This is a genomic window from Enterobacter asburiae (genome assembly GCF_007035645.1).
Taxonomy (GTDB): domain Bacteria; phylum Pseudomonadota; class Gammaproteobacteria; order Enterobacterales; family Enterobacteriaceae; genus Enterobacter; species Enterobacter asburiae_B.
In genome coordinates this window covers 68,293-92,846 of sequence record NZ_AP019632.1, presented here as the reverse complement: position 1 = coordinate 92,846, position 24,554 = coordinate 68,293, and the positions used below count along the sequence as shown (strand labels likewise).

General features: G+C 56.6%; 23 protein-coding genes, 1 tRNA gene and 1 pseudogene. 12 read left to right on the top strand and 13 right to left on the bottom strand.

The genetic code is table 11. From position 1 onward, the window contains the following. Window positions 1-2: 2 nt before the first annotated feature. Window positions 3-1,205: a sodium/glutamate symporter gene (gltS, locus tag FOY96_RS00395; protein ID WP_033147054.1), complete on the bottom strand. Its 1,203-nt coding sequence runs from the start codon at window positions 1,203-1,205 to the stop codon at window positions 3-5. 225 nt (window positions 1,206-1,430) lie between these two features. On the opposite strand from gltS, the gene xanP reads away from it, so the two are divergent. After that, the gene (gene xanP / locus FOY96_RS00390) at window positions 1,431-2,822 is read left to right on the top strand and encodes a xanthine/proton symporter XanP (protein ID WP_014881972.1); all 1,392 of its coding nucleotides are present in this window, start codon (window positions 1,431-1,433) and stop codon (window positions 2,820-2,822) included. 119 nt (window positions 2,823-2,941) lie between these two features. Beyond that, window positions 2,942-4,645 carry an AsmA family protein gene (locus FOY96_RS00385; protein WP_143346346.1) on the top strand — a complete coding sequence of 568 codons (1,704 nt, stop codon included), beginning with the start codon at window positions 2,942-2,944 and terminating at the stop codon, window positions 4,643-4,645. A 60-nt stretch (window positions 4,646-4,705) separates the two neighbouring features. Here the strand turns inward: FOY96_RS00385 and yicI are convergent, their stop codons facing one another. Further along, window positions 4,706-7,024 carry an alpha-xylosidase gene (gene yicI, locus FOY96_RS00380; protein WP_143346345.1) on the bottom strand — a complete coding sequence of 773 codons (2,319 nt, stop codon included), beginning with the start codon at window positions 7,022-7,024 and terminating at the stop codon, window positions 4,706-4,708. Window positions 7,025-7,036: 12 nt separating this feature from the next. After that, a complete protein-coding gene (locus FOY96_RS00375) occupies window positions 7,037-8,428 on the bottom strand; it encodes a glycoside-pentoside-hexuronide family transporter (RefSeq protein ID WP_104949767.1) in 1,392 nt (463 codons plus the stop codon). A 288-nt stretch (window positions 8,429-8,716) separates the two neighbouring features. On the opposite strand from FOY96_RS00375, the gene FOY96_RS00370 reads away from it, so the two are divergent. Continuing rightward, a tRNA-Sec gene (locus FOY96_RS00370) sits at window positions 8,717-8,811 on the top strand. 5 nt (window positions 8,812-8,816) lie between these two features. Here FOY96_RS00370 and FOY96_RS00365 read toward each other — a convergent pair. The 9 genes and pseudogenes from FOY96_RS00365 to FOY96_RS00325 all read right to left on the bottom strand — a co-directional run bounded on the left by FOY96_RS00365 (window position 8,817) and on the right by FOY96_RS00325 (window position 14,805). Beyond that, on the bottom strand, window positions 8,817-9,386 hold the full coding sequence (locus FOY96_RS00365; protein ID WP_143346344.1) for a hypothetical protein: 570 nt from the start codon (window positions 9,384-9,386) through the stop codon (window positions 8,817-8,819). After that, the gene (locus FOY96_RS00360; RefSeq protein ID WP_143346343.1) at window positions 9,383-9,865 is read right to left on the bottom strand and encodes an Hcp family type VI secretion system effector; all 483 of its coding nucleotides are present in this window, start codon (window positions 9,863-9,865) and stop codon (window positions 9,383-9,385) included. The genes FOY96_RS00365 and FOY96_RS00360 overlap by 4 nt, the downstream gene beginning before the upstream one ends. A gap of 11 nt (window positions 9,866-9,876) precedes the next feature. Continuing rightward, the gene (locus tag FOY96_RS00355; protein ID WP_269473767.1) at window positions 9,877-10,221 is read right to left on the bottom strand and encodes a putative T6SS immunity periplasmic lipoprotein; all 345 of its coding nucleotides are present in this window, start codon (window positions 10,219-10,221) and stop codon (window positions 9,877-9,879) included. Next, window positions 10,218-10,678: pseudogene (locus tag FOY96_RS00350) on the bottom strand (type IV secretion protein Rhs). Before FOY96_RS00350 ends, FOY96_RS00355 begins: the two are co-directional and overlap by 4 nt. Before the next feature lie 127 nt (window positions 10,679-10,805). Beyond that, on the bottom strand, window positions 10,806-11,249 hold the full coding sequence (locus tag FOY96_RS00345; RefSeq protein ID WP_143346342.1) for an acetyltransferase: 444 nt from the start codon (window positions 11,247-11,249) through the stop codon (window positions 10,806-10,808). Window positions 11,250-11,350: 101 nt separating this feature from the next. Then, on the bottom strand, window positions 11,351-12,349 hold the full coding sequence (locus tag FOY96_RS00340; protein ID WP_064673829.1) for a class I SAM-dependent methyltransferase: 999 nt from the start codon (window positions 12,347-12,349) through the stop codon (window positions 11,351-11,353). An 85-nt stretch (window positions 12,350-12,434) separates the two neighbouring features. Then, entirely contained in the window at window positions 12,435-13,373 is a 939-nt protein-coding gene (locus tag FOY96_RS00335; RefSeq protein WP_047059676.1) for a GlxA family transcriptional regulator, read from the bottom strand. A 189-nt stretch (window positions 13,374-13,562) separates the two neighbouring features. After that, window positions 13,563-14,042: a YqeJ family protein gene (locus FOY96_RS00330; protein ID WP_143346341.1), complete on the bottom strand. Its 480-nt coding sequence runs from the start codon at window positions 14,040-14,042 to the stop codon at window positions 13,563-13,565. Window position 14,043: 1 nt separating this feature from the next. Beyond that, a complete protein-coding gene (locus tag FOY96_RS00325; protein WP_143346340.1) occupies window positions 14,044-14,805 on the bottom strand; it encodes a winged helix-turn-helix domain-containing protein in 762 nt (253 codons plus the stop codon). A 706-nt stretch (window positions 14,806-15,511) separates the two neighbouring features. On the opposite strand from FOY96_RS00325, the gene FOY96_RS00320 reads away from it, so the two are divergent. The 6 genes from FOY96_RS00320 to FOY96_RS00295 are packed head-to-tail and all read left to right on the top strand — an operon-like array spanning window position 15,512 to window position 21,551. Further along, on the top strand, window positions 15,512-16,114 hold the full coding sequence (locus FOY96_RS00320) for a helix-turn-helix transcriptional regulator (RefSeq protein WP_143346339.1): 603 nt from the start codon (window positions 15,512-15,514) through the stop codon (window positions 16,112-16,114). A gap of 53 nt (window positions 16,115-16,167) precedes the next feature. Next, on the top strand, window positions 16,168-16,752 hold the full coding sequence (locus FOY96_RS00315) for a fimbrial protein (protein WP_143346338.1): 585 nt from the start codon (window positions 16,168-16,170) through the stop codon (window positions 16,750-16,752). 53 nt (window positions 16,753-16,805) lie between these two features. After that, on the top strand, window positions 16,806-17,483 hold the full coding sequence (locus FOY96_RS00310; protein ID WP_087823666.1) for a fimbrial biogenesis chaperone: 678 nt from the start codon (window positions 16,806-16,808) through the stop codon (window positions 17,481-17,483). Window positions 17,484-17,506: 23 nt separating this feature from the next. Continuing rightward, a complete protein-coding gene (locus FOY96_RS00305; RefSeq protein ID WP_094935838.1) occupies window positions 17,507-20,032 on the top strand; it encodes a fimbria/pilus outer membrane usher protein in 2,526 nt (841 codons plus the stop codon). Next, window positions 20,023-20,541 (top strand): fimbrial protein, encoded by a 519-nt coding sequence (locus FOY96_RS00300; protein WP_039263502.1) that lies wholly within the window; start codon window positions 20,023-20,025, stop codon window positions 20,539-20,541. Before FOY96_RS00305 ends, FOY96_RS00300 begins: the two co-directional genes overlap by 10 nt. Then, complete coding sequence (locus FOY96_RS00295; protein WP_058841900.1) at window positions 20,541-21,551, top strand: fimbrial protein; 1,011 nt, start codon at window positions 20,541-20,543, stop codon at window positions 21,549-21,551. The genes FOY96_RS00300 and FOY96_RS00295 overlap by 1 nt, the downstream gene beginning before the upstream one ends. A 3-nt stretch (window positions 21,552-21,554) precedes the next feature. On the opposite strand, the gene FOY96_RS00290 is transcribed toward FOY96_RS00295, so the two are convergent. Further along, a complete protein-coding gene (locus FOY96_RS00290) occupies window positions 21,555-22,079 on the bottom strand; it encodes a lipocalin family protein (RefSeq protein ID WP_047059663.1) in 525 nt (174 codons plus the stop codon). Window positions 22,080-22,196: 117 nt separating this feature from the next. Here FOY96_RS00290 and FOY96_RS00285 point away from each other — a divergent pair, with 117 nt between their 5' ends. The 3 genes from FOY96_RS00285 (at window position 22,197) to FOY96_RS00275 (ending at window position 24,494) form a co-directional block, all read left to right on the top strand. Beyond that, the gene (locus tag FOY96_RS00285) at window positions 22,197-22,922 is read left to right on the top strand and encodes a MerR family transcriptional regulator (protein ID WP_032661978.1); all 726 of its coding nucleotides are present in this window, start codon (window positions 22,197-22,199) and stop codon (window positions 22,920-22,922) included. Between the two features lie 99 nt (window positions 22,923-23,021). Beyond that, window positions 23,022-23,432, top strand: coding sequence for a hydroxyisourate hydrolase (uraH, locus tag FOY96_RS00280; protein ID WP_033147068.1), 411 nt, complete (start codon window positions 23,022-23,024; stop codon window positions 23,430-23,432). 102 nt (window positions 23,433-23,534) lie between these two features. Then, complete coding sequence (locus FOY96_RS00275) at window positions 23,535-24,494, top strand: YbgA family protein (protein WP_143346337.1); 960 nt, start codon at window positions 23,535-23,537, stop codon at window positions 24,492-24,494. The last annotated feature ends 60 nt before the right edge of the window (window positions 24,495-24,554 follow it).

Here is a 24,554-nt window from a genome sequence, read left to right as displayed (position 1 = left end):
TCTCAGGCAAACATCGGCAGCATCAGGTACAGCTTGATCACCAGCGCGTTCACGATATCAATAAAGAACGCCCCGACCATCGGGACCACCAGAAACGCCATGTGCGATGGCCCGAACCGTTCGGTGATCGCCTGCATGTTGGCGATAGCCGTTGGAGTGGCCCCCAAACCAAACCCGCAGTGACCCGCTGCCAGCACCGCCGCATCGTAGTTTTTGCCCATCATGCGCCAGGTCACGAACATGGCGTACAGCGCCATAAACAGCGCCTGCACCGCCAGTATCGCCACCATCGGCAGCGCCAGCGAGGCTAGCTCCCACAGCTTGAGGCTCATCAGCGCCATCGCCAGGAACAGCGACAGACAGACGTTGCCGAGCACCGATACCGCCCGTTCAAACACGCGGTAGAAGCCCATCAGCGCCAGACCGTTGCTCAGGATCACCCCGATAAACAGCACGCAGACAAACGTCGGCAGTTCAAACGCGGAACCCGCCAGCCATTGCGCAACCACTTTGCCCACGGTCAGGCAGATGGCGATCGTCGCGATAGTTTCAATCAGCACCAGCGAGGTGATGCTGCGGCCAACGTCCGGCTTTTCGAAGGCGGTCGGCACCAGCTCATCGTCCGGCCTGCCGTTCGGCGTGGTGGAGTGCTTAACCAGATACCGCGCCACCGGGCCGCCAATCAGGCCACCCAGCACCAGGCCAAAGGTCGCACAGGCCATCGCCACTTCCGTCGCGTTTTCAAACCCATAGCGCTCGATGAACAGCTTGCTCCACGCGGCCCCGGTTCCGTGACCGCCCGAAAGTGTAATCGACCCCGCCAGCAGTCCCATCAGCGGATCCAGCCCCAGCAGCGTTGCCATGCCGATGCCAATGGCGTTTTGCATCAGCAGCAGCCCCACCACCACAATCAGGAATACGCCGAGCACCTTACCGCCCGAGCGCAGGCTCGCCAGGTTTGCGTTCAGGCCGATAGTGGCAAAGAAGGCCAGCATCAGCGGATCTTTCAGGGACATATCAAAATCGATTTCCCAGCCCATGCTTTTTTTCAGTAACAGCAGGGCCAGAGCCACCAGCAGGCCACCGGCGACAGGTTCAGGAATGGTGTATTTCTTCAGAAGGGAAACGCTATGTACCAGCTTGCGACCAAGCAGAAGAACCAGCGTTGCGGCAACAAGGGTCGACAACGTATCGAGATGAATCATAAAAGGCTCCTGTTATGCGCGTGTTCCATACACACGCGGCGTTATCCTGGGCCGGTTTGCGCTCTTCATGAGCCCCCGGCGCAAAAAGTGTAATTTTTTTTCCCCACGCGTTGTAGAAAACCTGCTCACAGCGGCAGATTTTCTTCCCTTTTTTTGCTGGCAATCGTTTGCTTTTACCAGGTGGTCAGATAAAATGCCCGCTTTTCCACCGTGGGATTGCCGCCGATGTCCGTTAACACCATAGAGTCGCCTGATGCGCAACCGATTGCGCAGAAGCAAAATAGCGAACTGATTTACCGCCTTGAGGATCGCCCGCCGCTGCCGCAAACGCTTTTCGCCGCCTGCCAGCATCTTCTGGCGATGTTTGTTGCGGTGATCACCCCGGCGCTGCTAATTTGCCAGGCGCTCGGTTTACCGGCGCAGGACACGCAGCACATTATCAGCATGTCTCTCTTCGCCTCCGGCGTGGCCTCGATTATTCAAATTAAAGCGTGGGGGCCGGTGGGGTCGGGATTATTGTCGATTCAGGGCACCAGCTTTAACTTCGTGGCACCGCTTATCATGGGCGGTACGGCGCTGAAAACCGGCGGTGCGGATGTCCCAACCATGATGGCGGCGCTGTTCGGCACCCTGATGCTGGCCAGCTGTACGGAGATGGTCATCTCCCGCGTTCTGCATCTGGCTCGCCGCGTCATCACCCCGCTGGTTTCCGGCGTGGTGGTGATGATTATTGGGCTGTCGCTGATTCAGGTGGGCCTCACCTCCATCGGCGGCGGCTATGCCGCAATGAGCGACCACACCTTCGGCGCGCCGAAAAACCTGCTGCTGGCGGGGGTCGTGCTGGCGATCATTATTCTGCTTAACCGCCAGCGAAATCCTTACCTGCGCGTCGCCTCGCTGGTGATCGCCATGGCGGCGGGCTACCTGCTGGCGTGGGCGCTGGGCATGCTGCCGGAGAACACCGCGCCGACCAACAGCGCGCTGATCACTGTCCCCACGCCGCTGTACTACGGACTGGGCATCGACTGGGGCCTGCTCCTGCCGCTGATGCTGGTCTTTATGATCACCTCTCTGGAGACCATCGGCGATATCACCGCCACCTCCGACGTCTCCGAGCAGCCGGTGTCCGGCCCGCTGTACATGAAGCGTCTGAAAGGCGGCGTGCTGGCGAACGGCCTGAACTCGTTTGTCTCTGCGGTATTCAACACCTTCCCGAACTCCTGCTTCGGCCAGAACAACGGCGTGATCCAGCTGACCGGGGTTGCCAGCCGCTACGTCGGTTTTGTGGTGGCGCTGATGCTGATCGTCCTCGGCCTGTTCCCGGCGGTAAGCGGCTTTGTGCAGCACATTCCTGAGCCGGTGCTGGGCGGCGCAACGCTGGTAATGTTCGGGACCATCGCGGCCTCCGGCGTGCGTATCGTCTCCCGCGAGCCGCTGAACCGCCGCGCGATCATGATTATCGCGCTGTCGCTGGCCGTCGGTCTGGGTGTTTCCCAGCAGCCGCTGATCCTGCAGTTTGCGCCTGACTGGGTGAAAAACCTGCTCTCTTCCGGCATTGCCGCGGGCGGTATCACCGCTATCGTTCTGAACCTCGTTTTCCCGCCTGAAAAGAACTGATCCTCTTCACGGCAGGCAGCCAATGCCTGCCGTGACATCTAATTACACCATTCCCGCCTTGAGGATTGCGCATAAATCGTGCATAACTCCCTTATGTGCGTTTTGCGGGATGGAAGACCATGAAATTTATTGGAAAGCTCCTCATCTATCTTCTGGTAGCCCTGCTCATTGTGCTGCTGGCGTTCTACATTTTGCTCCAGACCCGCTGGGGCGCGTCTCAGGTCAGCAGCTGGGTGACGGTGAATACCGACTACGAACTCAGTTTCGACAAGATGAATCACCGCTTTTCGTCGCCTTCCCACATCATTCTGGAAAACGTCACCTTCGGTCGGGACGGTAAACCCGCCACGCTGGTAGCCAAAAAAGTCGATATCGGCCTGAGCAGCCGCCAGATAACCGATCCGCTGCATATGGACACCATCACCCTGTTCGATGGCACGCTGAATCTCTCGCCTCAGACGGCACCGCTGCCTTTCCAGGCGGATCGCCTGCAGCTGAACAACATGGCCTTTAACAGCCCGAATACTGAATGGGACTTGAGCGCGCAGAAGGTCACGGGCGGCGTCAGCCCGTGGCAGCCGGAAGCGGGCAACGTGCTGGGGAACAACGCGCAGATCCAGATGAGCGCGGGCTCGCTGACCCTGAACGGCGTACCGGCGACCAACGTGCTAATCGAGGGCCAGCTCAACGGCAAGGAAGTGGTGCTGAAAACGATTGGTGCCGACATGGCCCGTGGCTCGCTTACCGGCTCCGCCCTGCGCAACGCCGACGGGAGCTGGATTATCGACACGATGCGCCTGAATGAGATCCGCCTGCAGAGCGATAAAACGCTGATGGCGTTCTTCGTGCCGCTGGCCTCCATCCCTTCTCTGCAGATTGGTCGTCTGGACGTAACCGACGCCCGGCTTCAGGGCCCGGACTGGGCGGTGACCGATCTCGATTTAAGCCTGCGCAACCTGACTCTTAGCAAAGGCGACTGGCAGAGCCAGGAAGGCCGGCTGTCCATGAACGCCAGCGAGTTTATCTACGGCTCGCTGCATCTTTTCGACCCGATCCTGAATGCGGAGTTTTCCCCGCAGGGCATGGCGCTGCGTCAGTTCACCTCCCGCTGGGAAGGCGGCATGGTGCGCACGTCTGGTAACTGGCTGCGCGACGGTAAAGCGCTGGTGCTGGACGATGTTGCCATCGCCGGGCTGGAGTACACCCTGCCGCAGAACTGGAAAACGCTGTGGATGGAGCCTCTGCCGGAATGGCTGAACAGCGTCACGCTGCAAAAATTCGGCCTGAGCCGCAACCTGGTGATCGACATCGATCCCGCCTTCCCGTGGCAGATCACCTCTCTGGACGGCTACGGCGCAAACCTGCAGCTGGTGAAAGATCGCCAATGGGGTATCTGGGGCGGCAGCGCAACCCTGAACGGCGCGGCGGCGACCTTTAACCGCGTGGACGTGCGCCGTCCGTCGCTGGCGCTGAATGCGAACGCCGCCACGGTGAACATTACCGACCTGAGCGCCTTTACCGAGAAAGGCATTCTGGAAGCCACGGCGACGGTTTCTCAGCTGCCGCAGCGGCAGACCACGGTGAGCCTGAACGGGCGCGGCGTGCCGCTCAACGTGCTGCAGCAGTGGGGCTGGCCTGCGCTGCCGATTACGGGCGACGGCAATATTCAGCTCACCGCCAGCGGCAGCGTGCAGGCCAGCGCACCGTTGAAGCCAACGGTGAACGGCAAGCTGAACGCGGTAAATATGGATAAACAGCAGGTGCAGCAGACGATGACGGGCGGTGTGGTATCGACCGCACCCTCACCCCAGCCCTCTCCCTGAAAGGGAGAGGGAGCAAACCCTTCCCTCGCCCCTTTGGGGAGAGGGTTAGGGTGAGGGGAATTAAATGTGAACCACCACCTCATTCCCCTCCGCTTTCACCACCACACCCCATTCGCTGCCCGCGTGTGAACCACCTTTTACGCCGCTCACCTTCTGTACGTTGCGCAAGCACACGGACCAGTTTTTCGCGTCTCCCGCGCCGGTAAAGGTCACGATATCGCCCCGACGTGACGCCTTCAGCGTAAACGCCACGGCCCCGTCCGCCGCAGGCACTTCGCTCACCGCCGTTGCGCCATCGTCCAGGTTAAACAGCTGGAAGGCCGTCCCCTCATTCCACGCGTAGTCCGGCTTCTGGTTATTGTTGCCCAGCGCCAGGAGGGTGTTGTCGCGCACGTAGACCGGCAGGCTCATGAAATCGTGCTGCTGCTTATGCCAGCGGCTGCCCTGAATTTCGTCGTTATGCCACAGATGCGTCCAGCGTCCTTCCGGCAGGTAGAACTGCACGTCGCCCGCCTCGGAGAACACCGGCGCGACCATCACCGCATCCCCCAGCATGTACTGGCGGTCGAGGTAATCGCATGCCGGATCGTCCGGGAACTCCAGCATCATCGCCCGCAGCATCGGCGTGCCGAACTCGCGGGCCAGCGCCGCCTGACGATACAGGTACGGCATCAGCTGACACTTCTGCTGGGTGAAGTGGCGCACCACGTCGCAGGACTCGTCATCGTACGCCCACGGCACGCGATAGGATTTGCTGCCGTGCAGGCGGCTGTGGCTGGAGAACAGCCCGAACGCGCACCAGCGTTTGTAGACATGCGCCGGAGCGGTGTTTTCGAACCCGCCGATATCGTGGCTCCAGAACCCGAAGCCGGACAGGCCAATCGACAGCCCGCCGCGCAGGCTTTCGGCCATCGACTCGTAGTTAGCGTAGCAGTCGCCGCCCCAGTGCACCGGAAACTGCTGCGCCCCGACGGACGCCGAGCGGGCAAACAGCACCGCCTCTTCCTCCCCCACCGTCTCCTTCAGCACGTTCCACACCAGCTCGTTATAGATGTAGGCGTAGTGGTTATGCATCTTCTGCGGATCGGACCCGTCGAACCACTGCACGTCCGTCGGGATACGCTCGCCGAAGTCGGTCTTGAAGCAGTCGACGCCGATTTCCACCAGGCCTTTCAGCCTGTCGGCATACCACCGGCACGCGTCCGGGTTGGTGAAGTCATAAATCGCCAGCCCCGGCTGCCATTTGTCCCACTGCCACAGGGAGCCGTCCGGGCGCCTGAGCAGGTAGCCCTTCTCTTTCAGCTCCCGGAAAATCGGGGATTTCTGGCCGATGTACGGGTTAATCCACACGCAGACCTTCAGCCCTTTCTCCTTCAGGCGGCGGATCATGCCTTCCGGATCCGGGAAGGTCACAGGGTCCCACTCGAAGTCGCACCACTGGAAGGCCTTCATCCAGAAGCAGTCGAAGTGGAAGACGTGCAGCGGCAGGTCGCGCTCGGCCATGCCGTCGATAAAGCTGTTTACCGTCGCTTCGTCGTAGTTGGTAGTGAACGAGGTGGTGAGCCACAGGCCGAACGACCACGCAGGCGGCAGCGCCGGACGCCCGGTAAACTGCGTATAGCGGTTCAGCACCTCTTTCGGCGTCGGGCCGTCGATCACGAAGTACTCGAGATATTCCCCTTCCACGCTGAACTGCACTTTGGAGACCTTCTCGGAGCCGACTTCAAACGAGACGTTCTCGGGATGATTCACCAGCACGCCGTAGCCGCGGTTGGTCAGGTAGAACGGGATATTTTTGTAGGACTGCTCGGTGCTGGTGCCGCCGTCGCGGTTCCAGGTTTCGACCGTCTGGCCGTTGCGCACCAGCGCGGTAAAGCGCTCTCCCAGACCGTAGACCGTTTCCCCCACGCCCAGATCCAGACGTTCGAACACGTAATTGCGGTCGGTATTGCTGTCCTGCACGTAGCCGTTGTTTTTCAGCTGGCTGCCGGTAATGCGCTGGCCGTTGCGCAGGAAATCCAGCGCCCAGAACTCGCCTTTGGTGACGCGCGCGCTGACGCTGCCGCTTTTCAGCTCGGCAAAGTCGGCGTTGTTTTCAATCTCTACCTTCACGTCTTTAAGAACGTTCAGCGGATAGTGCGGGCCGTTATTCAGCGCGCCCTGAAAATGCTCAATGCGCACCCCGACAATCCCTTCCTGCGGGGCAAACAGGCGCACCGTGAACATCAACGTGTCGAGCTGCCAGGTGCGTTCGCGCACGTCGCGCGGCGCCACATACACCACCAGGTCGTTGCCCTGCTGCTCCACGTCGAACACCTGAACCGGATACGTCACGTTCAGGCCCGGTTGAATAAGCCAGTTTCCATCACTGATTTTCATGCTCTCGTCCTCTTAGTTCTGCAATTCTTTGCTGACCGGCAGGGTTTCAAACTCCTGCTGATTGCGGCGCGCGCCCTGCGCCAGCTCACCCATGATTTTGGTCAGGAAGGGGGTTTTCAGCGTGTAGTAGCGCTTGGCGATAATGGCGCTCAGCACGTAGCAGACCGCCGGAGCCAGGGTAAACAGGCCGATAATGATGCTGATGGTCGCGCTGTTCTGGGTTTTGGCTGCCGCGTCGTAGCCGCCACCTGCCAGCATCCAGCCGATCATCGCCCCGCCCAGCGCCAGGCCGAGCTTCAGCACGAACAGCGTGCCCGCAAAGCTGATGCCGGTCAGGCGCTTGCCGTTGGTCCATTCGCCGTAGTCGACGGTATCGGACATCATCACCCACTGGATCGGCGTCACCAGCTGGTGCAGCACGCCGATGACGAAGATAAAGGCGAACATCAGCACGGTGGCGTGCATCGGCACGAAGAACATCGCCACGCTGACCACCGCCAGCGCGGCGTTGGTCCACCAGAAGATGCTGACCTTGCACTTCCAGTCGGTGAGCGGTTTCGCCAGCGCGGAGCCAATCAGGTTGCCGACGCAGTAGGTAGTGAGGAACGCGACGAACACCTCCGGCGAGCCCATGATCCAGGTGCAGTAGTACATCATCGCGCCGCCTCGCACGCAGACTGCGAGGATGTTGAGGATGGTGAGTACGCCGACGATGCGCCACTGGTCGTTGTGCCAGATGTCGCGCAGGTCTTCCCGCATGGAGGTGGTGCTCGGCGGCACCTGGATGCGCTCTTTGGTGGTGAAGAAGCAGAACGCCAGCATCAGGAACGCGACCACCGACAGCACGGCGATGCCGCCCTGGAAGCCGAACGCCTTATCGTCGCCGCCAATCAGGTTCACCAGCGGCATCATCAGCACCGTGGAGAGCATGCCGCCCGCCGTTGCCAGCACAAAGCGCCAGGACTGAAGGGAGATGCGCTGCGTCGGGTCGTTGGTGATCACGCCGCCCAGCGCGCAGTAGGGGATATTGACCACGGTATAGAGCAGGGTCAGCAGGGTGTACGTAACTGCGGCGTAAACCATTTTGCCGTTGAGGCTGAGGTCCGGCGTGGTGTAGGCCAGCACGCAGACGATGCCGAACGGGATGGCACCGAACAAAATCCACGGACGGAACTTGCCCCAGCGGCTGCGGGTGCGGTCGGCAATCAGCCCCATGCACGGGTCGGAGATCGCATCCAGCGCGCGCGCCAGCAGGAACATGGTGCCGACAAACCCGGCGGGAATGCCGAAAATATCGGTGTAGAAAAACATCATGTACAACATGACGTTATCAAAAATGATGTGGCTGGCGGCATCTCCCATGCCGTAGCCAATCTTCTCTTTAACTGACAATACTTCGCTCATCTTTTTTTATCCTTCACGCTGTAGGGGGCGCTGAGACCGGTTACAGAGTTTTAAACCATTGTTTCAGGAGCGGGTATTGCGTTTTCTGGTTAGCAGATTACGTTTCTTGTTTTTTGTGATCGCGGTAAATGTTGGGAGCACGAGGGGCTAACATGAGGATTTTCTTAGGAATTAACTGAAACAGGGGTGTACAGGTCAAAAGAGAGGTGAAAAAAGTGTGTCGGGGTATGTGGTAAATGCCTGAAAGTAGCTATAATGCGCCCCGCCTCCATGTAGCAATCGAGGCGCGGAAGATCGTCATCTCCGGTGAGGTGGCTGGACTTCAAATCCAGTTGGGGACGCCAGCGTTCCCGGGCAGGTTCGACTCCTGTGATCTTCCGCCAGTCCCCTACCATCGGTAGTTGTAATTTTGTGAATTGGGATTCATTACTCTTTCAATGCCATTTTCTATTAACCCTTTCCTTAATGCTTTGCTGATCAAAAGGAAACTAGGAATCTCCAATAATTTTTTTCCATTAATTTTAACTTTTGAACAATTAGTAAGTAAGTTAACTTTTGAACAATTAGTAAGTAAGTTAACTTTAGACTGATTGAATGGGAAACTATGATTTCTGTTATATCCATGCTGAGCAAGAAGTTTTGATCTTAACAATAAAGCTCTATAAATAGTAGAAACTAACCATCCATCCAGTTCTCTTAACTGCCTCTCATTCGTGACGAGTGGGTAAAAGCTCATTACACCTTTAAAGAAAATTCTTTTTGACCTTCCAGAAAGAAAGCGATGCTTTTTTATCAGGAGACGCCAGTACAGAATGGATTCATCCAGAGTAATACGGTCTCCTATTACTTCGATGGCGAAAAAGTGCGTGGCGTAATCATCGGGCAAATTACCAGTAACTAATTTTTTAAATCCCTCTCCATCAAGGTAGAGGGACCCAATCTTCACTAACAGCATCACTGAGGCACCTTATTCCAGTGATCCTCATATTTAATATGTCCCTCCAGATAAAACCACTCGATACCGCGATAACGAATCCCGATGCTTTCCATCATATTATGACCAGGCGCCCCCGGAACCCAGGTATGGGCAGCATCGCCAGACATAATCACGATACTATCCAGCGTTATGCGGTACACCTCGAATTCAAATCCTGCTTCGTTCACATCATAGTAGTGGATAACCGCTTTCTGTAGCCTTTTGCTTTGACATAAAGCATCTGCAAAGTAAGGCGACGTTTTGTCGATCTGCTTATGGATAGTGAATGCCCCATGTTCTCTGGCACCCATAAGATTGCCCGTGCTGGCGCTGCAAACCTGATGGTTGTGGTAATTGCTGTTAAGGATCTCAATCGCACCTTCTCTGCCCGAAACATTGCAGCTGCCTTTGATCGGGTTTCCATTTTCATCATAAAGAAACATGTATGCGGGTAATGACATTGACTTTCCTCCTAATGATAATTTATGACTCTGCCGTCATTATCCTTGAAAAATGGATAGTAATAATTTCGCTCATTCAAGGTATAAGAGATTTCATAGGCATAGCCAGCTGGCAAGGCAATCTCGATACAACTATCTGGATATGAACGCCTTTGAAATTCGGCCGCAAACTCTTTATATTTACCGTGTTGCATAGACGAAATTGTATATCCATTCAAAATATCTTTTTCGTCGACACTAAAACAAAAATGATTGCCATTTATCATGATCATTCGCTGCTCAGGAATATTCAGGTTTTCACCCGGACAACCGGTCAACATTGAGATAATCGGAATGAATAGAATTTTTAGTTTCACTGTGGAAAGTCTCCTAAAATAACTTCATACCGCCTGAGAAGATCCTGTTTTGGTTCCGATGGGTCGTAATCAATGAGTTTATGCAGGTTGCTGCGGGGATCAAATCCATAGGTATTGAGCAGCCAGAAATCACTGACGATAGAGGCTTGTTGCTCGAGACCGTAATCAAGCAAGTGATGTTTATCTAAATGGTAGAAATAGTCGACAGCCCAGGAGAATGCTCCACGAAGGCGTACCATCATACCGTAAAGTCGTTTTCATACGTACCTTCCATAAAGTAAATCTCACCGTTTGGCGTCATTGCGGTTCTGAAATTCTGCATATTGAAGGGCAAATAACTTCCCCGATGAATCCACACTTCATTATAACGAATACTTAAACCATAAAGTGTTTTGGCAAGGTTAATTTCACCGAGCGTTAGCAGTCGCACTCCGCCAATTTTTATTCCATCGCTCATCTGCGCTCTCCTTTTGCGAGAGCTATATTAATATCACCGTAACTTAATACAATTATTTTTTTAATGAATGATAAGGGTGTTATTATATCCCTCAGAAATTACGGTAACGTTTTAAATTATCTACTGATTATTTATACTCACCCAACCGCATATGCAGCAACGGAAACGGATTCCCCTGCCCGTCCAGTTCCGAGCGTCCGACCTGCTCAAACCCCATATGGCGATAAAATCCCACACCCTGCGGGTTCTGCTCATTCACGTCCACTTCGTTCGCGCCAAACTCTGCAATGGCGTGCTGGAGCAGCAATTTCCCGACGCCCTTCCCGCGGCTCGCGTTATCAACAAACAGCATTTCAATGCGGTTTTCATCCACGCCTAAAAAGCCGTGAATAACGCCTGCGTCATCGCGAGCGATCACGACCTTGAGGTTAGGCAGATAGGCGTTAAGCAATAGCGGGCGCAACGCCGCAATATCGCTTTCCTGTAAAAAGTGATGGGTGGCGCGGACGGAGGATTCCCAGATCGCGACCAGACGTTCGAAGTGTGTGGGGAGTGCGGTTTCTATTTTCATGGGGGGATCATGATTGGAAAACCGAACTATTTCAAGCCACGCTTTGCGGTCTGTTCCCCCTCACCCTAACCCTCTCCCTCAGGGAAAGGGAACAGGTCGAGCTAAACCCTAATCTCCATCACCGCGTACACCCCGTCCTTCGGCACCACCACGGTGACGTTTTCCACCGGTACGCCCGCCGCGAGGTGAATATCCTGCAGCTGCTGTAACGATCTCGGGTGAATATCCTCCCAGCCGATACCCCGCAGCACAAAGTCAATTTGCGGGCTGCTGGTGAGCATGTTCGACACAATCACCGCGCCGCCGGGCTTAACCAGCCGCAGCGCGCGCTGGAGAAAAATCACCGCATCGGTATCGTTGAAGTATTCAAAAATCCCCAGCGCGTCGACCAGTTCGGCCTGGTGCTCGCCGAGCTCCAGCAGCAGGTCCTCGTTACGCACCAGCGTATGGAGCAGGTTGCGCCTGAGCAGCGTCAGCTGTTCGCCCACCACAATCCCTTCCTGCGCCGCCATGGTTTCGGCCCAGCTGAGCGCCACCGGGTCTTTGTCCACCAGCGTGAGATACACCCGCTGGCCGTCAAGCTTTGCTTCGCGCAGTGCCTCCAGCACCGGAATGGCGGCACCGCTTGCGAGGCTAACCCAGTTATTTTCACTTTCGTTGTGAATGTACTTATCCACCAGCGCGGCCAGCACCCTGGCGCGGGATCGCACGCCAACCGCATCGTTAGCGTGTATAAACCACTGGCGGCTGTCGCTGTCCATTTTCGTGCCGTCGGGCAGGCGGTCCTCCAGCGGGTTTTGCACCACAAACAGCGCCAGCGCGGAGGGCACCAGCCGGGTGCGCCACGCGGTGAGCGCCGGGCGGTTGCGGAAGGCCTGTTCGGAATAGCGGTTCTGCGGGACAAGCACGGCCTGCCCCCCTTCGTCGTATTCCACCCTCGGAGGCCGGAGCGCTGGCTCGGCTTTCAGGGCGCGGTCAAGGGAGGCGATCTCACGGGCAGCGTCGTCTTTCATCGGCCACTGGTCGCTGACGTCGGGAAATGACGCGCTGAAAATCGTCATATTTTCCGGTGCATCGCCGCGAAAAGGCTGCCAGTTCATGTCGTCTTCCCTCCGTTAGGCTTTTAACGGAAGTCTATCCAGGCGAGCCAGTAATACCCTACGAAGAAAGCACGAAATAGGTGCATCAGTTCTGCGACGTGCGCCATACCCCCGGCGTGCAGCCGTACTCGGTCTGAAAATGACGAATAAAGTGGGCGCAGTCGCTAAACCGCATCCGCCGCGCAATATCCGTCACGCTCTGCTGAGAGTTTTTCAGCAGCCAGCAGGCATAGCGCAGCCTGGCGCTGCGAATAAATTCCCGCGCCGTTTTACCAAACTCGGCGTGAAACAGGCGGTTAAGCTGGCGTTCGCTCAGCTTAACGTCCTGCGCGAGCCTGGCGGCGTTCAGCGGGTGAGTCAGATACTGTTCGACGATCGTCACCGCCCTGCGCAGCCGTGAATCAGGGATCATGGCGATATTCGCGGGCCGCGGCGTGGCGGCGTCATGCGGAGGAAGGGACAGCCGCCGGGAGGTGGTGGCCGCAATGTCGTCTCCCCCGTGGGCGCGGATCAGCGCCGTTACCAGGGTGAGCGTTGAGATCCCGCCCGGGCAGGTCAGCACATCGCCTTCGTCGATAAAATCGAGGCCTTGCTCAGCATAAACCTGCGGAAACCGTTGCGTGAAAACGTCATGGTGATGAGGATGAATCGAGGCGCGGCGCTCGTTCAGTAAGCCTTCCTCCGCCAGAATAAAGCTGCCGGTACCAATACCAATCAGAGGAACGTTGTTGTGATAAGCCTCCGTGAGAAACGCTCTGTCGCCACGGTGTCCCTGGTGAAGATGCTCCAGACCTCCGCCGATCGCCGCAATATAGTCGAAATCGCCGGGCGGCGCATGGGCGGCCTCAGGCCGCACGCTGAGCCCTGAGCTGCTCACTATCGGTAAGTCGGGATAAGTGCTTATCAGGCTGAGTTTAAAGCGTATTTTCTGGCTACGCTTCTGGACGCTGGATGCAATACGTAACGCCTCTATTAATCCTGAATATGCGAAAAGCGAGAAATGGGGCCACAGGAGTAAACCCATATGCAGGGATTTATTCCGTGCAGGCGTCATTCTGACGCTATCATCAATTATATTTTTCATTAACTTGCCGAAGAATAATTACATTATCGCAACATTATTGTCGCTGTTATATTTTCCTAAGATAGGTCCTGGCTGTTAAATCAAGCATAAATGATGCCCGCAAAAACTTAAAAACATTTCTCCCTGTCGCTATCCGTTTTTTGACGTGTGGCACACATAGGTCGGCAGCGCCCCCAGAATAAATAAATAATTCTCATTCTGCTGTTTCTTAATACGCATATAAATATTCTTATTCGGATAGATAAAAAATAAGGGCTCGTACTTCTCCAGCCAGCTGTCGCTGATGTTGTCGTCCGGAAATTTCATATTGCGTATGGACGTTAGATTATAGACGCTGTCTTTGCGCTCAATCTGAAAGAAAACTTTGCGATTCAGGGTCTTCGTGGGATCGCTTTTCAACCGGCCATTCATGCTGAGTATTCCGCTGTTACCCTCCACGGTGTAATTCAGCCACAGAGAGAGCGTTTCATCACGGTGATGCTGAATAAAGTTCGCCTGGCAGGAAAAGGGCTGGATGTAATAGCGATGCCAGAGGTAATACGCCGCCACGACAGCCCCCATCAACAGGCACAGGCAGAGCGCAACAAGCGTTTGACGGTTGCGAACCATACTAGCGATCCTCTATAAAATAATCGGACATACAGCGGTTGGGTTCCGTCATTGGCCTGTCACAGCGTATGACCGATGCGCGAGGCAGCAGGATATATCCGCTGACGTACACCCAGGGATAGTTCGCGCACTGGTCCTTAAACGGGGCGGCATAGGCCAGGGCTTTATCCCGATCGCGCTGCGTTTCAATATCGCGAGAAAAATAGAGCTGACATTCGCCCATCTTCATCGCGAAGCGGTACCCGTCGACGAAATAGCTGTCATGCAGCAGGTTATGGCTGATAACGCTCACGCCAGCCAGCATCAGCAATAGCACCAGCGCGCCCGGCAGCCAGAAGCGGCGTGTCGGGGCCGTCGGGGCGACAGTCTCTTCGCAGACATCCGGAGCAGCACGTTCTTCCTCTTCAGCCTGCGGCTGCGTCTCTTTAACGGTGATTTGCGTATCGCTTGCGAGCGTCAGTCCAATACGCGGGATAGTGACAATCGGATCGGTTTCAAACCCCACTTTCTTCAGCCCCTTACGCAGAATAGAAATATTCTGGTAGTAGGTATTAGGCGAAACCAGCATCCCCCGGCGCTGCCAGACAATATCCATGCACTCCTGTTGAGTCACAATACTTCCGACTCTTTCTATTAATAACAACAAACAGCGCCCCGCCGGGGAATTTAATACCACCACCCGGTCAGGATTGTTGAGATCGCGTAATGTGCTGGCCGCTGGATGAAACTCTACCAGGCCATTAATAATGTAATGCTTATGCATAGAATGGGCTAAATACCTCCGGTCAACGCCTGTTGCGCCAGTAGATTCCCTTCACGGTTAACCTGCGTATCCCTCGCCTGTGTAAGGATTAATGTGACGGATAAATGCGCAACTGTATATCCTGGCGCCTGGCGAAAAATCTTATTTTTCCTTTCTCTTTATCTGACCAGTCTGAAGTTTTCTTAACCGCCATTTTAAGCCGTCTTGACACTGACAAAACTCGACAAAGGCGCCCGTTGAACGCTTTAGCCATCATTGTCTGAATTATTCAGCGCGCTTAATTTGTTTTTTTAATCAAAAGCAGAGAGGACGCGCTCTGCCAGCGGGTTTCGAAATTACGACCAATTCGAAAGCTGTCGTCTTAATTAACAATTTCGGTGCGAAACTGTTAGCCACCGTCAGTAACAACCCTCGTCGCATGACGTCCCCAGACTATTTCCTTACAAAACATTTATTAAAGCCAACTTTTCAATAAAAACTACCGGTATGATTATTTACAGGCAAATAAGCAAAAGCCGGTTCAGCGAGGAGAAATTGACGCTACACCTAAACCGTACTTAAAACAAATTAAGATTAATTCAGGTTACCTCTTTTACGCCCTGAGTATAGTGGGCTCACACCGTGCAATGCTTAATTGCTTCGAAAATACAGGCATCGTTCTGCCAGACAGACGAGTCTCATTACAATTATAAATCGAGGGAATGACATGGCGAATAAGCTCAACAACACACGTCATTTAAATATCGCGCTATTGGGTGGAGATCACTTTGCGCGCCAGGGGATCGCCGCGTTATTAAAAAATATTGTCCCGGCTATGCAGATTACAGCATCGATCGATAATTACATGGAAATCGAAACGATACTCGCAGCCGCACCGGTAGACGTGATTTTTTTATCCGGCATGGAGAAATATCACGCGGGATATGACTGCCTGAAATATATCAGGAAGATGAAAGTCCTTTATCCCGACGTACTTATTTGCATGTATTCCGCACCGGCAAATTCCTGGCTGTGGATACGCGGTGAAATAGACGCCTATCTCTCGCTGCAGGACCCGCTTTATCACTGGCGAGCCAGCGTATTAAAAATGGTCGATAGCCGTTATCGCCCACTAAAAAAACCCACGGCGTTATCGCTGACGCCGGGTGAATGGAGGGTATTGAAGGAACTGCGAAAGGGTCTGGATATGCGTTACATCGCCGAAACAGAGCAGCTTTCTTACCGTCGTGTCAGCGCGTTAAAAAGCTCAGCGATAAGAAAACTCGGGCTCAGGAACAAGACAGATTTGCTGGTCTTTTTAACCAGTTAGACCTGCTGCTTTCAGAGCAAATCTCGACATAACACCATAATGGAATCAGGACAATGAAAGCTCAATTCAATAATAAAACGCTGCTCGCTATCACTATTGCGGCATTACTGCCAGCGGGCACGGCCCTGGCTGCCGGCACCAGCGGCGGCACGGTGAACTTTAGCGGCAAAGTGGTGACCTCCGCCTGCGCCATCAGCGCAGGAAGCGCCAACATTGACGTGGATATGGGTGAAGTGCGTACCGCAACGCTGAAGACGGCAGGCAGCGTTGCCAGCACGGCAAAAGCGTTTGCCATCACCCTGGAAGATTGCGAAATCGCCGATACCTCAGCCTCTACGGATGAGAACCCGATTGCCGCCACAACCGTGGCCGTCACCTTCACCGGCACGCCGGACACTTCCGATGTTAATAGCTTGTCCGTCGGGGCAAACGGCAGCGCCAACTCTGCGCAAAACGTGGCTATTCGCCTTTATGACGAGCAGGGCAACGTGGTGAACCTGGGTGAACCTGCTGCGGCCATCCCTCTGCGTAAGGGTGCCAACACCCTGAACTTCAGCGCGAAATATTACTCGCCGAAGGGCGGCGCCACCGCGGGTGATGCCAGCGCCGTCGCAACCTACACCGTGACCTATTCGTAATCCTCAGGCCCGGTCTGCGAGCCGGGCCTGTCTTAGCTTTCAGGAGAAACACTATGCGCGTAAACACATGGATTTGCCTGGCGGGTGCGTTATGTTCCTCCGCCGTCTATGCCGGCGGCGTGGGGCTGGGCGCAACGCGAATGGTCTACTCCAGCGCCACCAGCCAGGCCATGATGCAGGTGAGAAACACCCATCCCGACGCTACGTTCCTCATCCAGTCGTGGATGGAGAATGAGAAAGGCGAACGCACCAACGACTTCGCGATCACACCGCCGCTGTACGTCATAAAACCGGCCAGCGAAAGCGCGGTGAAAATCATGTTTAACGGTAAAGCCCTGCCAGCGGATCGGGAGACGCTCTACTGGATGACGGTCAAAGCCATCCCCCAGCAGGCGAAAAGCGGCGCCGGGAATACGCTGCAGTTTGCGTCGGCTAACCGCATCAAGGTCTTTTATCGCCCGGAGGGACTCAGCGAGAGCCCGGGAGAGGCGTGGAAAAAACTGGCCGGTGCCTACCGCGCCGGAAAAGTCACGCTCAGCAACCCCACGCCGTACTACCTCACCACCATCAACGTGAAAATTGACGGTATGCCGGTGCAGCCGGTGATGGTGCCCCCGAAAGGCAGCGTGACCCTGGCCGAAACCTTCAGCCATGCGGGCAGCATGAGCTATCAGACCATTAACGATTACGGGGCATGGACCCCCGCCACGCGCGCGTCGTTATCCCAATAATAAAAACAGTAAGGCGTGACCACGTGAAAATAAAAATCCTGTGCGCCACGGTGATCTCCCTGGTGATTCGGCAAGCCGTGGCTGCTGAAAGCGAGCTGCAATTTAACCCCGCGTTCCTCAACGGCGAGAGCGCAAACAGCGCCGATCTCGCCTGGGTCAACGCCGGGAGCGCGTTGCCGCCGGGTGATTACAACCTCAACGTGTATATCAATACGAATTATGCGTTCACGGGAAACGTCACGTTCCGCCTTGCTGAAGACGGCACGGGTGAAGCGCTGCCCTGCCTCACGCCTGAACAATTCGCCGCGCTGGGCATCGATAGCCATCAGGCGAAGGGCGGCGACCTGCCGCTGGCGCAGCGCTGCATCTTCCTAACGAAGGCGTTTGCGGATACGCAGTTTGATCTGGACCAGAAGACGCTCACCCTGAGCTTCACCGTACCGCAAAGTGCGATGCGCAATTTGCCGCGCGGGTACGTCAGCCCGGAAAGCTGGGAGGCGGGCATTCCTGCCGTGTGGCTGAATTACGTGGTCAATGGCTCAAACAATGAGTATCGCGGCGAGACGCGCACGCGGGAGCAGCAGCTGTTTGCGAGCCTCAACAGCGGCGTCAACCTGGGCGCGTGGCGGCTGCGTGATTTCACCACGTGGACCAAAGACAGCAATGAGCTTACCCACGTGCAGACATGGCTGCAGCGCGATATTCACGCCCTGCGCGCGCAGGTGTATGCCGGGGAAACGTACACCTCGGCGCAGGTGTTCGACTCCGTGGGCCTGCGCGGTATCGCCCTGAAAACCGATGACAACATGCTGCCCGCCAGCCTCAGCGGCTATGCACCTGAAGTTCGCGGCATCGCGCGCAGCAACGCCACGGTCACGGTTCGCCAGAACGGCAACATCATCTATCAAACCTCCGTCCCGCCGGGGGCGTTTGTGCTGAAAGATCTCTACCCGACCTCCTCGGGAGGCGATCTGGCGGTCACCATTCAGGAGAACGACGGCAGCAAAACGCAATACACGCTCCCCTTTGCCAGCGTGCCGAACCTGGTGCGTAACGGACAGGTGAAATATGCCCTCGGCGCCGGGAAATACCGTCCGACGGGCAATCAGGACGCGCCCTCTTTCGCGCAGGGCGAGCTGTTCTACGGCTGGCGATACGGCCTGACGTTTTACGGCGGGGCGCAGTTTGCCGATCGCTATAACGGCCTGGCCCTCGGGTTTGGGCAAAACCTCGGCCGCTTTGGCGCCTACTCCATCGATCTGACCCACGCCCGCAGCCAGCTGGCGGACGATCGGCACTATACCGGTGATTCGGTGCGCCTGCGCTACAGCAAGCTGCTGAACGACATTGGCACGCGGGTGAATTTCTTCTCGCTGCGCTACTCCACGAAAGGGTTTTATACCCTCAGCGACACCACGTACAAAGGCATGTCGGGCGGATCGCCAAAGCAGACGGTGGAAGACGATGGCACCGTCACCACCCAATACGACACCGTGTACAACCTGCGCATGTCGCGTAAGGCAAAAAACCAGCTGCTGCTGTCGCAGCCGATGGGACAATACGGCTCGCTGTCACTGTCGTGGGATCAGCAGACCTACTGGAACACGTCAAATACCACGCAAAGCCTGCAGTTTGCGTGGAACGCCACGTTTCGCAACGTGTCGCTTGGCGTCAGCGTCCAGCGAAGCTCGAGCCTGTATGACGACAAGAAAGATAACATCCTGTCGATGTCGATTTCGGTCCCGCTGGGCAACCCGACGCTGTCGACCCGCGCGCGCTTTACCACGACCCATGCGGATTCCACCGGCACCACCACCAGCACGGGCGTGAGCGGCTACCTGCCGGGTGAGGAGAATCTGTTCTATAGCGTCAACCAGCGCTACAGCTCCCGACAGCACTACGGCGGCGATGCCACCCTGCAGTACGAAGGCGCGTGGGGAGACTACAACCTGGGCTACAGCTACGCCAGCGACTCCCGCAACCTCAGCTACGGCATCAGCGGCGGCGCGGTAGTGCATGAAGATGGCCTGACGCTGAGCCAGCCGCTCGGAAATACCAACATTCTGGTAAAAGCCCCGGGAGCCAGCAATGTCGCCGTGCTTAACCATAAGGGCATCAAAACGGACGGCCGTGGCTACGCGGTGATCCCGTACGCTACGCCGTACCGCGTTAACCAGGTCGCGCTGGACGTGACGACCGCCGGCAACGACGTGGAGCTGGAAAACGCCATCGCCAACAAAACGCCTACCGATGGCGCCCTGGTTCGCGCCACCTTCACCACGCACCAGGGGGCAAAAGCGATGTTTATCGTACGTCACGGCAACGACGTGCTCCCCTTCGGCACGCTGGTCTCGCTCGATGATGACAAAACCAGCGGCATCGTTGGCGATGGCGGCAGCCTGTATCTCTCCGGTTTGTCAGAGAAGGGCACGCTGAACGCCGTGTGGGGCCGCGGCAGCCGCCAGCGCTGCGCCATTACCTACGCCTTAAACAAGCAGAACTATAACGCCCGCACCGGTCTTTATTCTCAGGAGGTGGTATGTCAGTAACGCTTCGGATCGGCTGCCTTGCGCTGCTGCTGGTTTTCACGCTCCCCGTTCGCGGCTACGACGTGCTGGTCTCCGTCACCGGCAATTTGATCGGCAACACCTGCGTGGTGGCGCAGGACTCCGGGGAGCAAAACGTGCCGCTGGGCACCATTGGTATTAAACAGTTCAGCCGTGCCGGGGCCGTCAGCAATATCAAAACGCCCTTCACGCTCAGGCTTGAAGCGTGCGGGCCAACCTTTGCTGGCGTAAAAATTCGCTTCAGCGGTACGCCGGATGATGCCAATCCGCAGCTGCTGAAAATTGCCGACGGTGGCGCTACCGGCGTGGCGGTGCAGATCCTCGATAAAGAGAGCGTACTCATTCCCCTGAATACAAAGACCACCGCGTACGGAACGGCGGGGGATGACAGCGTACAGATGACCTTCTACGCGCAGCTGGTTGCCACCGCTACGCCGGTGAGCGCCGGTGATGTGTCAGCCCTCGCCACCTGGACAACGGAGTATCTATGATGCGTTTAGCGTTTCTTCTCGGCGGATTACTTTTCTGTGCCAGCGTGCAGGCTCTGGACTGGAAATCGGACATTACGCTCTCGCCTCAGCCGATGACCTACAGCGGGCCAGCGGATTCCGTGGTGCCGGGCAGCATTATCGGCTCGACCTGGAGCGCCACCGCCAGCGTGCAGCAGGTGTTCTGGTGCGGGCTTATTTTTACCTGCAACAAAGGCACGCTGCAGCCCAGCAGCAGCGCCATCTCAAGCGGTGCGACGGTCACCGTCGACGGCGCGAATTACACCATTTTTGAGACCGGCGTACCGGGCGTGGGGTATATCATCGGGCTGAAGGATTTTAAGAGTACACAATATATTCCGCTGCAAACCGGTATCACGCAAAGCTACCCGGCAGAGGGCACCAGTGGGTTTGCCCAGGATCTGGGATGGTCTGCAAAGGTCACCTTTATTAAAACCGGTGCAGCCCTGAAATCCGGCGTCTATAACATCCCGACCATCAACGCCGCGGTGCTCACCGCCTATAACAACGAAACGAAAACGGCGCAGGTCATCATCAGCCCGACCACCATCACGGTGACCGCCAGCGGGTGTACGGTCGGCAGCAAAAACGCCAGCGTGGCGCTGGGCACCATTGATATTCGCACCCTGCCCACGGTGGGAAGCACGTCGCCATCAGGGACGTTTACCGTCGGCCTGACCTGCGACGCGAACGTGGCGGTTCACGCGGTGATGACCGATCAGACCACGCCGTCGAACACCTCGTCGGTGGTGACCCTGACCGGAGACTCCACGGCGTCCGGCGTTGGGGTGCAGTTTTTCTACAACGGCAGCGGGCCGCTGACGATGGGGCCGGACAGCTCGGCCGCGGGTGCGACCGGCCAGTTCTTCATCCAGAGCACCACGGCGGCGCAGACGCTCACGTTACCGTTCCAGGCGCAGTACATCCGAACCGGCGAACTGGTCCCCGGCTCGGCCAACGCGCTGGCCAGCATTACGTTTTCCTACCAGTAGGGGCTACTGCTTCACCCACACCAGCTGATCGGTTCGGAAGCCCAGACCGCGCGCGGTGTTCAGGTAATCCTGCTTCACCGCATCCGGAATGGTTGGCGTGCGTGACAGGATCCACAGGTAGTCGCGGTTCGGGCCGCTGACCAGGGCGTACTGGTACTTATCGTCCAGCCTGATCACGTTATAGCCGCCGTAGAACGGGCCGAAGAAGGACACCTTCAGCGCGGCGGTGGTTGGCTCGCCGGTAAAGTACGCTTTGCCTTCGCTCTCGTTCCACTTGTTCTTCACCGGATCGTAGCCCCGGTTGAGCACGCTGATGCCGCCGTCGCTGCGCTTGCCGTAGGTGGCGGTTACCTGCTCCAGCCCGCGTTCAAAGCGGTTTTCCAGACGGGCGACCTCGTACCATTTGCCAAGATAGCGGCTGGCGTCAAAACCGGAAATCGGCTGCACGCCCTTCGGCGGCGTGGGGGATTTACAGGCGACCAGCGTCAGCGCAATGGCAACACCGGTCACTACAGGCCATAGCTTCATGAGAATTCCTTTCATTTGCACGGTTGGACGTTAAGTGTAGTGCACCGTTTCGGCGCTTCATCCCGTTCGGGAAAATTCGTAGTATATTGAGAGTATTCCTCCACTCTGGACACGGACATGGCTTACTCCATCGGCGAATTCGCCAGACTCAGCGGCATCACCGCCACCACCCTGCGGGCGTGGCAGCGTCGCTATGGTTTACTCAAGCCACAGCGCACGGAAGGCGGCCACCGCCAGTACAGCGACGAGGACGTCCAGCAGGCGCTCAAAATCCTCGACTGGGTAAAAAAAGGCGTCCCGATCGGCCAGGTCAAACCGCTGCTGGAGCGCCCGATGCCGGGACGGACCAACAACTGGCAAACCCTGCAGCAGAACATGCTGCAACGTCTGCAGGACGGCAAGGTCGAGTCCCTGCGCCAGATGATTTACGACGCCGGACGCGAATACCCAAGGCCGGAGCTGGTCGCGAACGTGCTGCGCCCGCTGCGCAGCCAGGTCTCGGCCAACGTCGCCGCCGCCATGACCCTGCGCGCGATCCTCGACGGCATCATCATCGCCTACACCTCGTTTTGCCTCGAAGGCGATAAAAAAGCGCCGGGCGATAATATTTTGCTCAGCGGCTGGCACCTGAACGACCCGTGCGAGATCTGGCTCGAAGCCTTAACGCGCACCGGGCAGGGCCACCGAATCGACATCCTGCCGGTTCCGCCTGACGCGCTGGCACCGGAAATTTTCCCGGAGCGCAAATGGCTTCTGGTCACCAGCGGCAAACTCACCGCCGGGCGGAAAAAACAGGTGGAGCAGTGGCAGCAGCAGGTATCGCTTGAAGTGATTATCCTCTGATAATTTTCTCCTGCGGGAATCTTCACGAAAAGTTGAATATTTTCCCGCACCGCAGATGCTAACGTTTTCCTGTAACGAATAACTCAACAGGAAAACACCATGAAAAAAACTGCCCCTCTGCTGATCCTGGCCTCGATGGCCTTTGCCCCTGCTGCCTTTAGCGCCCCTGCCGGCACGCTGAGCGTCCACATTCTCGACCAGCAAACCGGGATGCCGCCATCAGACGTGACCGTTACGCTGGAGAAACAGCAGCAGGACAAATGGACCCCGATTGCCAGCGGTAAAACCGACCACGACGGCCGCATCAAATCGCTCTATCCGCAGGATCAGGACATGCAGCCTGGCGTGTATAAAGTGACCTTCAAAACCGCAGAGTACTTCCACGGCAAAAAGCTGGACTCCTTCTTCCCGGAGATCCCGGTGCTGTTTACCGTGACCCGCACCAACGAGAAGCTGCACATCCCGCTTCTGCTGAGCCAGTACGGTTACTCGACCTACAAGGGCAGTTAAGACGCATTGATTTTAAAGGAATAAAAAAAATAGTTCCGCTAATACTTGGACAAATTAGTCATGTTGTGTAAGTTTTAATTATATGAACGGGAGGACTACACCATGACAACGAAACCTGTGCTCGGTATTAGCGGATGTTTGACCGGATCCGCCGTTCGCTTTGACGGCGGACACAAGCGTATGGGCTTCGTCATGGATGAGCTGGCCCAGTGGGTGAATTTCAGGCCCGTCTGCCCGGAAATGGCTATCGGTCTCCCGACGCCTCGTCCGGCCATACGCCTGACGCTGACGGACAGCGGCGAAACGCAGCTCCGTTTCAGCAAGCCGCCTCATGATGACCTCACGCAGAAAATGGTCGACTTTACGGCGGACTATCTGCCAAAAATCGGCGATCTGTCGGGATTTATCGTCTGTGCAAAATCCCCAAGCTGCGGCCTGGAACGCGTGCGGCTGTACGATGAAAACGGCAACCGGGGCCGCAAGGAGGGCGTCGGGCTGTTCACCGCCGCCCTTCTTGAAACCTACCCGTGGCTGCCCGTCGAGGAAGACGGTCGGCTGCACGACCCGGTGCTGCGGGAAAACTTTATCGAGCGGGTATTTGCCCTGCACGAGCTAAACACGCTGCGCGCTAAAGGTCTGACGCGCCGTGGGCTGCTGGATTTTCACAGCCGCTATAAGCTTCAGCTACTGGCGCACCATCAGGCAGGCTACCGCGAAATAGGCCCGTTCGTTGCCTCGCTGCACGAGTGGGAAGACCTGGACGCCTTCTTCGTGGCGTACCGGGAAAAACTGATGACCATCCTGAAAAAACCCGCCTCGCGGAAGAATCACACCAACGTGCTGATGCATATCCAGGGGTATTTCCGTAACCAGCTGAACACCCGCCAGCGCGGCGAGCTGCGCGACGTGATCCTGCACTATCGCAACGGACAGTTGCCTATTCTCGCCCCGATCACGCTGCTGAAGCACTACCTGGCCGAATACCCCGACCGGTATCTGATGACGCAAAACTACTTTGATCCCTATCCTGATGATTTGGGTCTGCGTCTGGCAGTCAAGTGATCATAAAAATGCGAAGGCCCCATTGACCCGTAGAGGCCCAAAGCAGTACCCCGTTTAGAC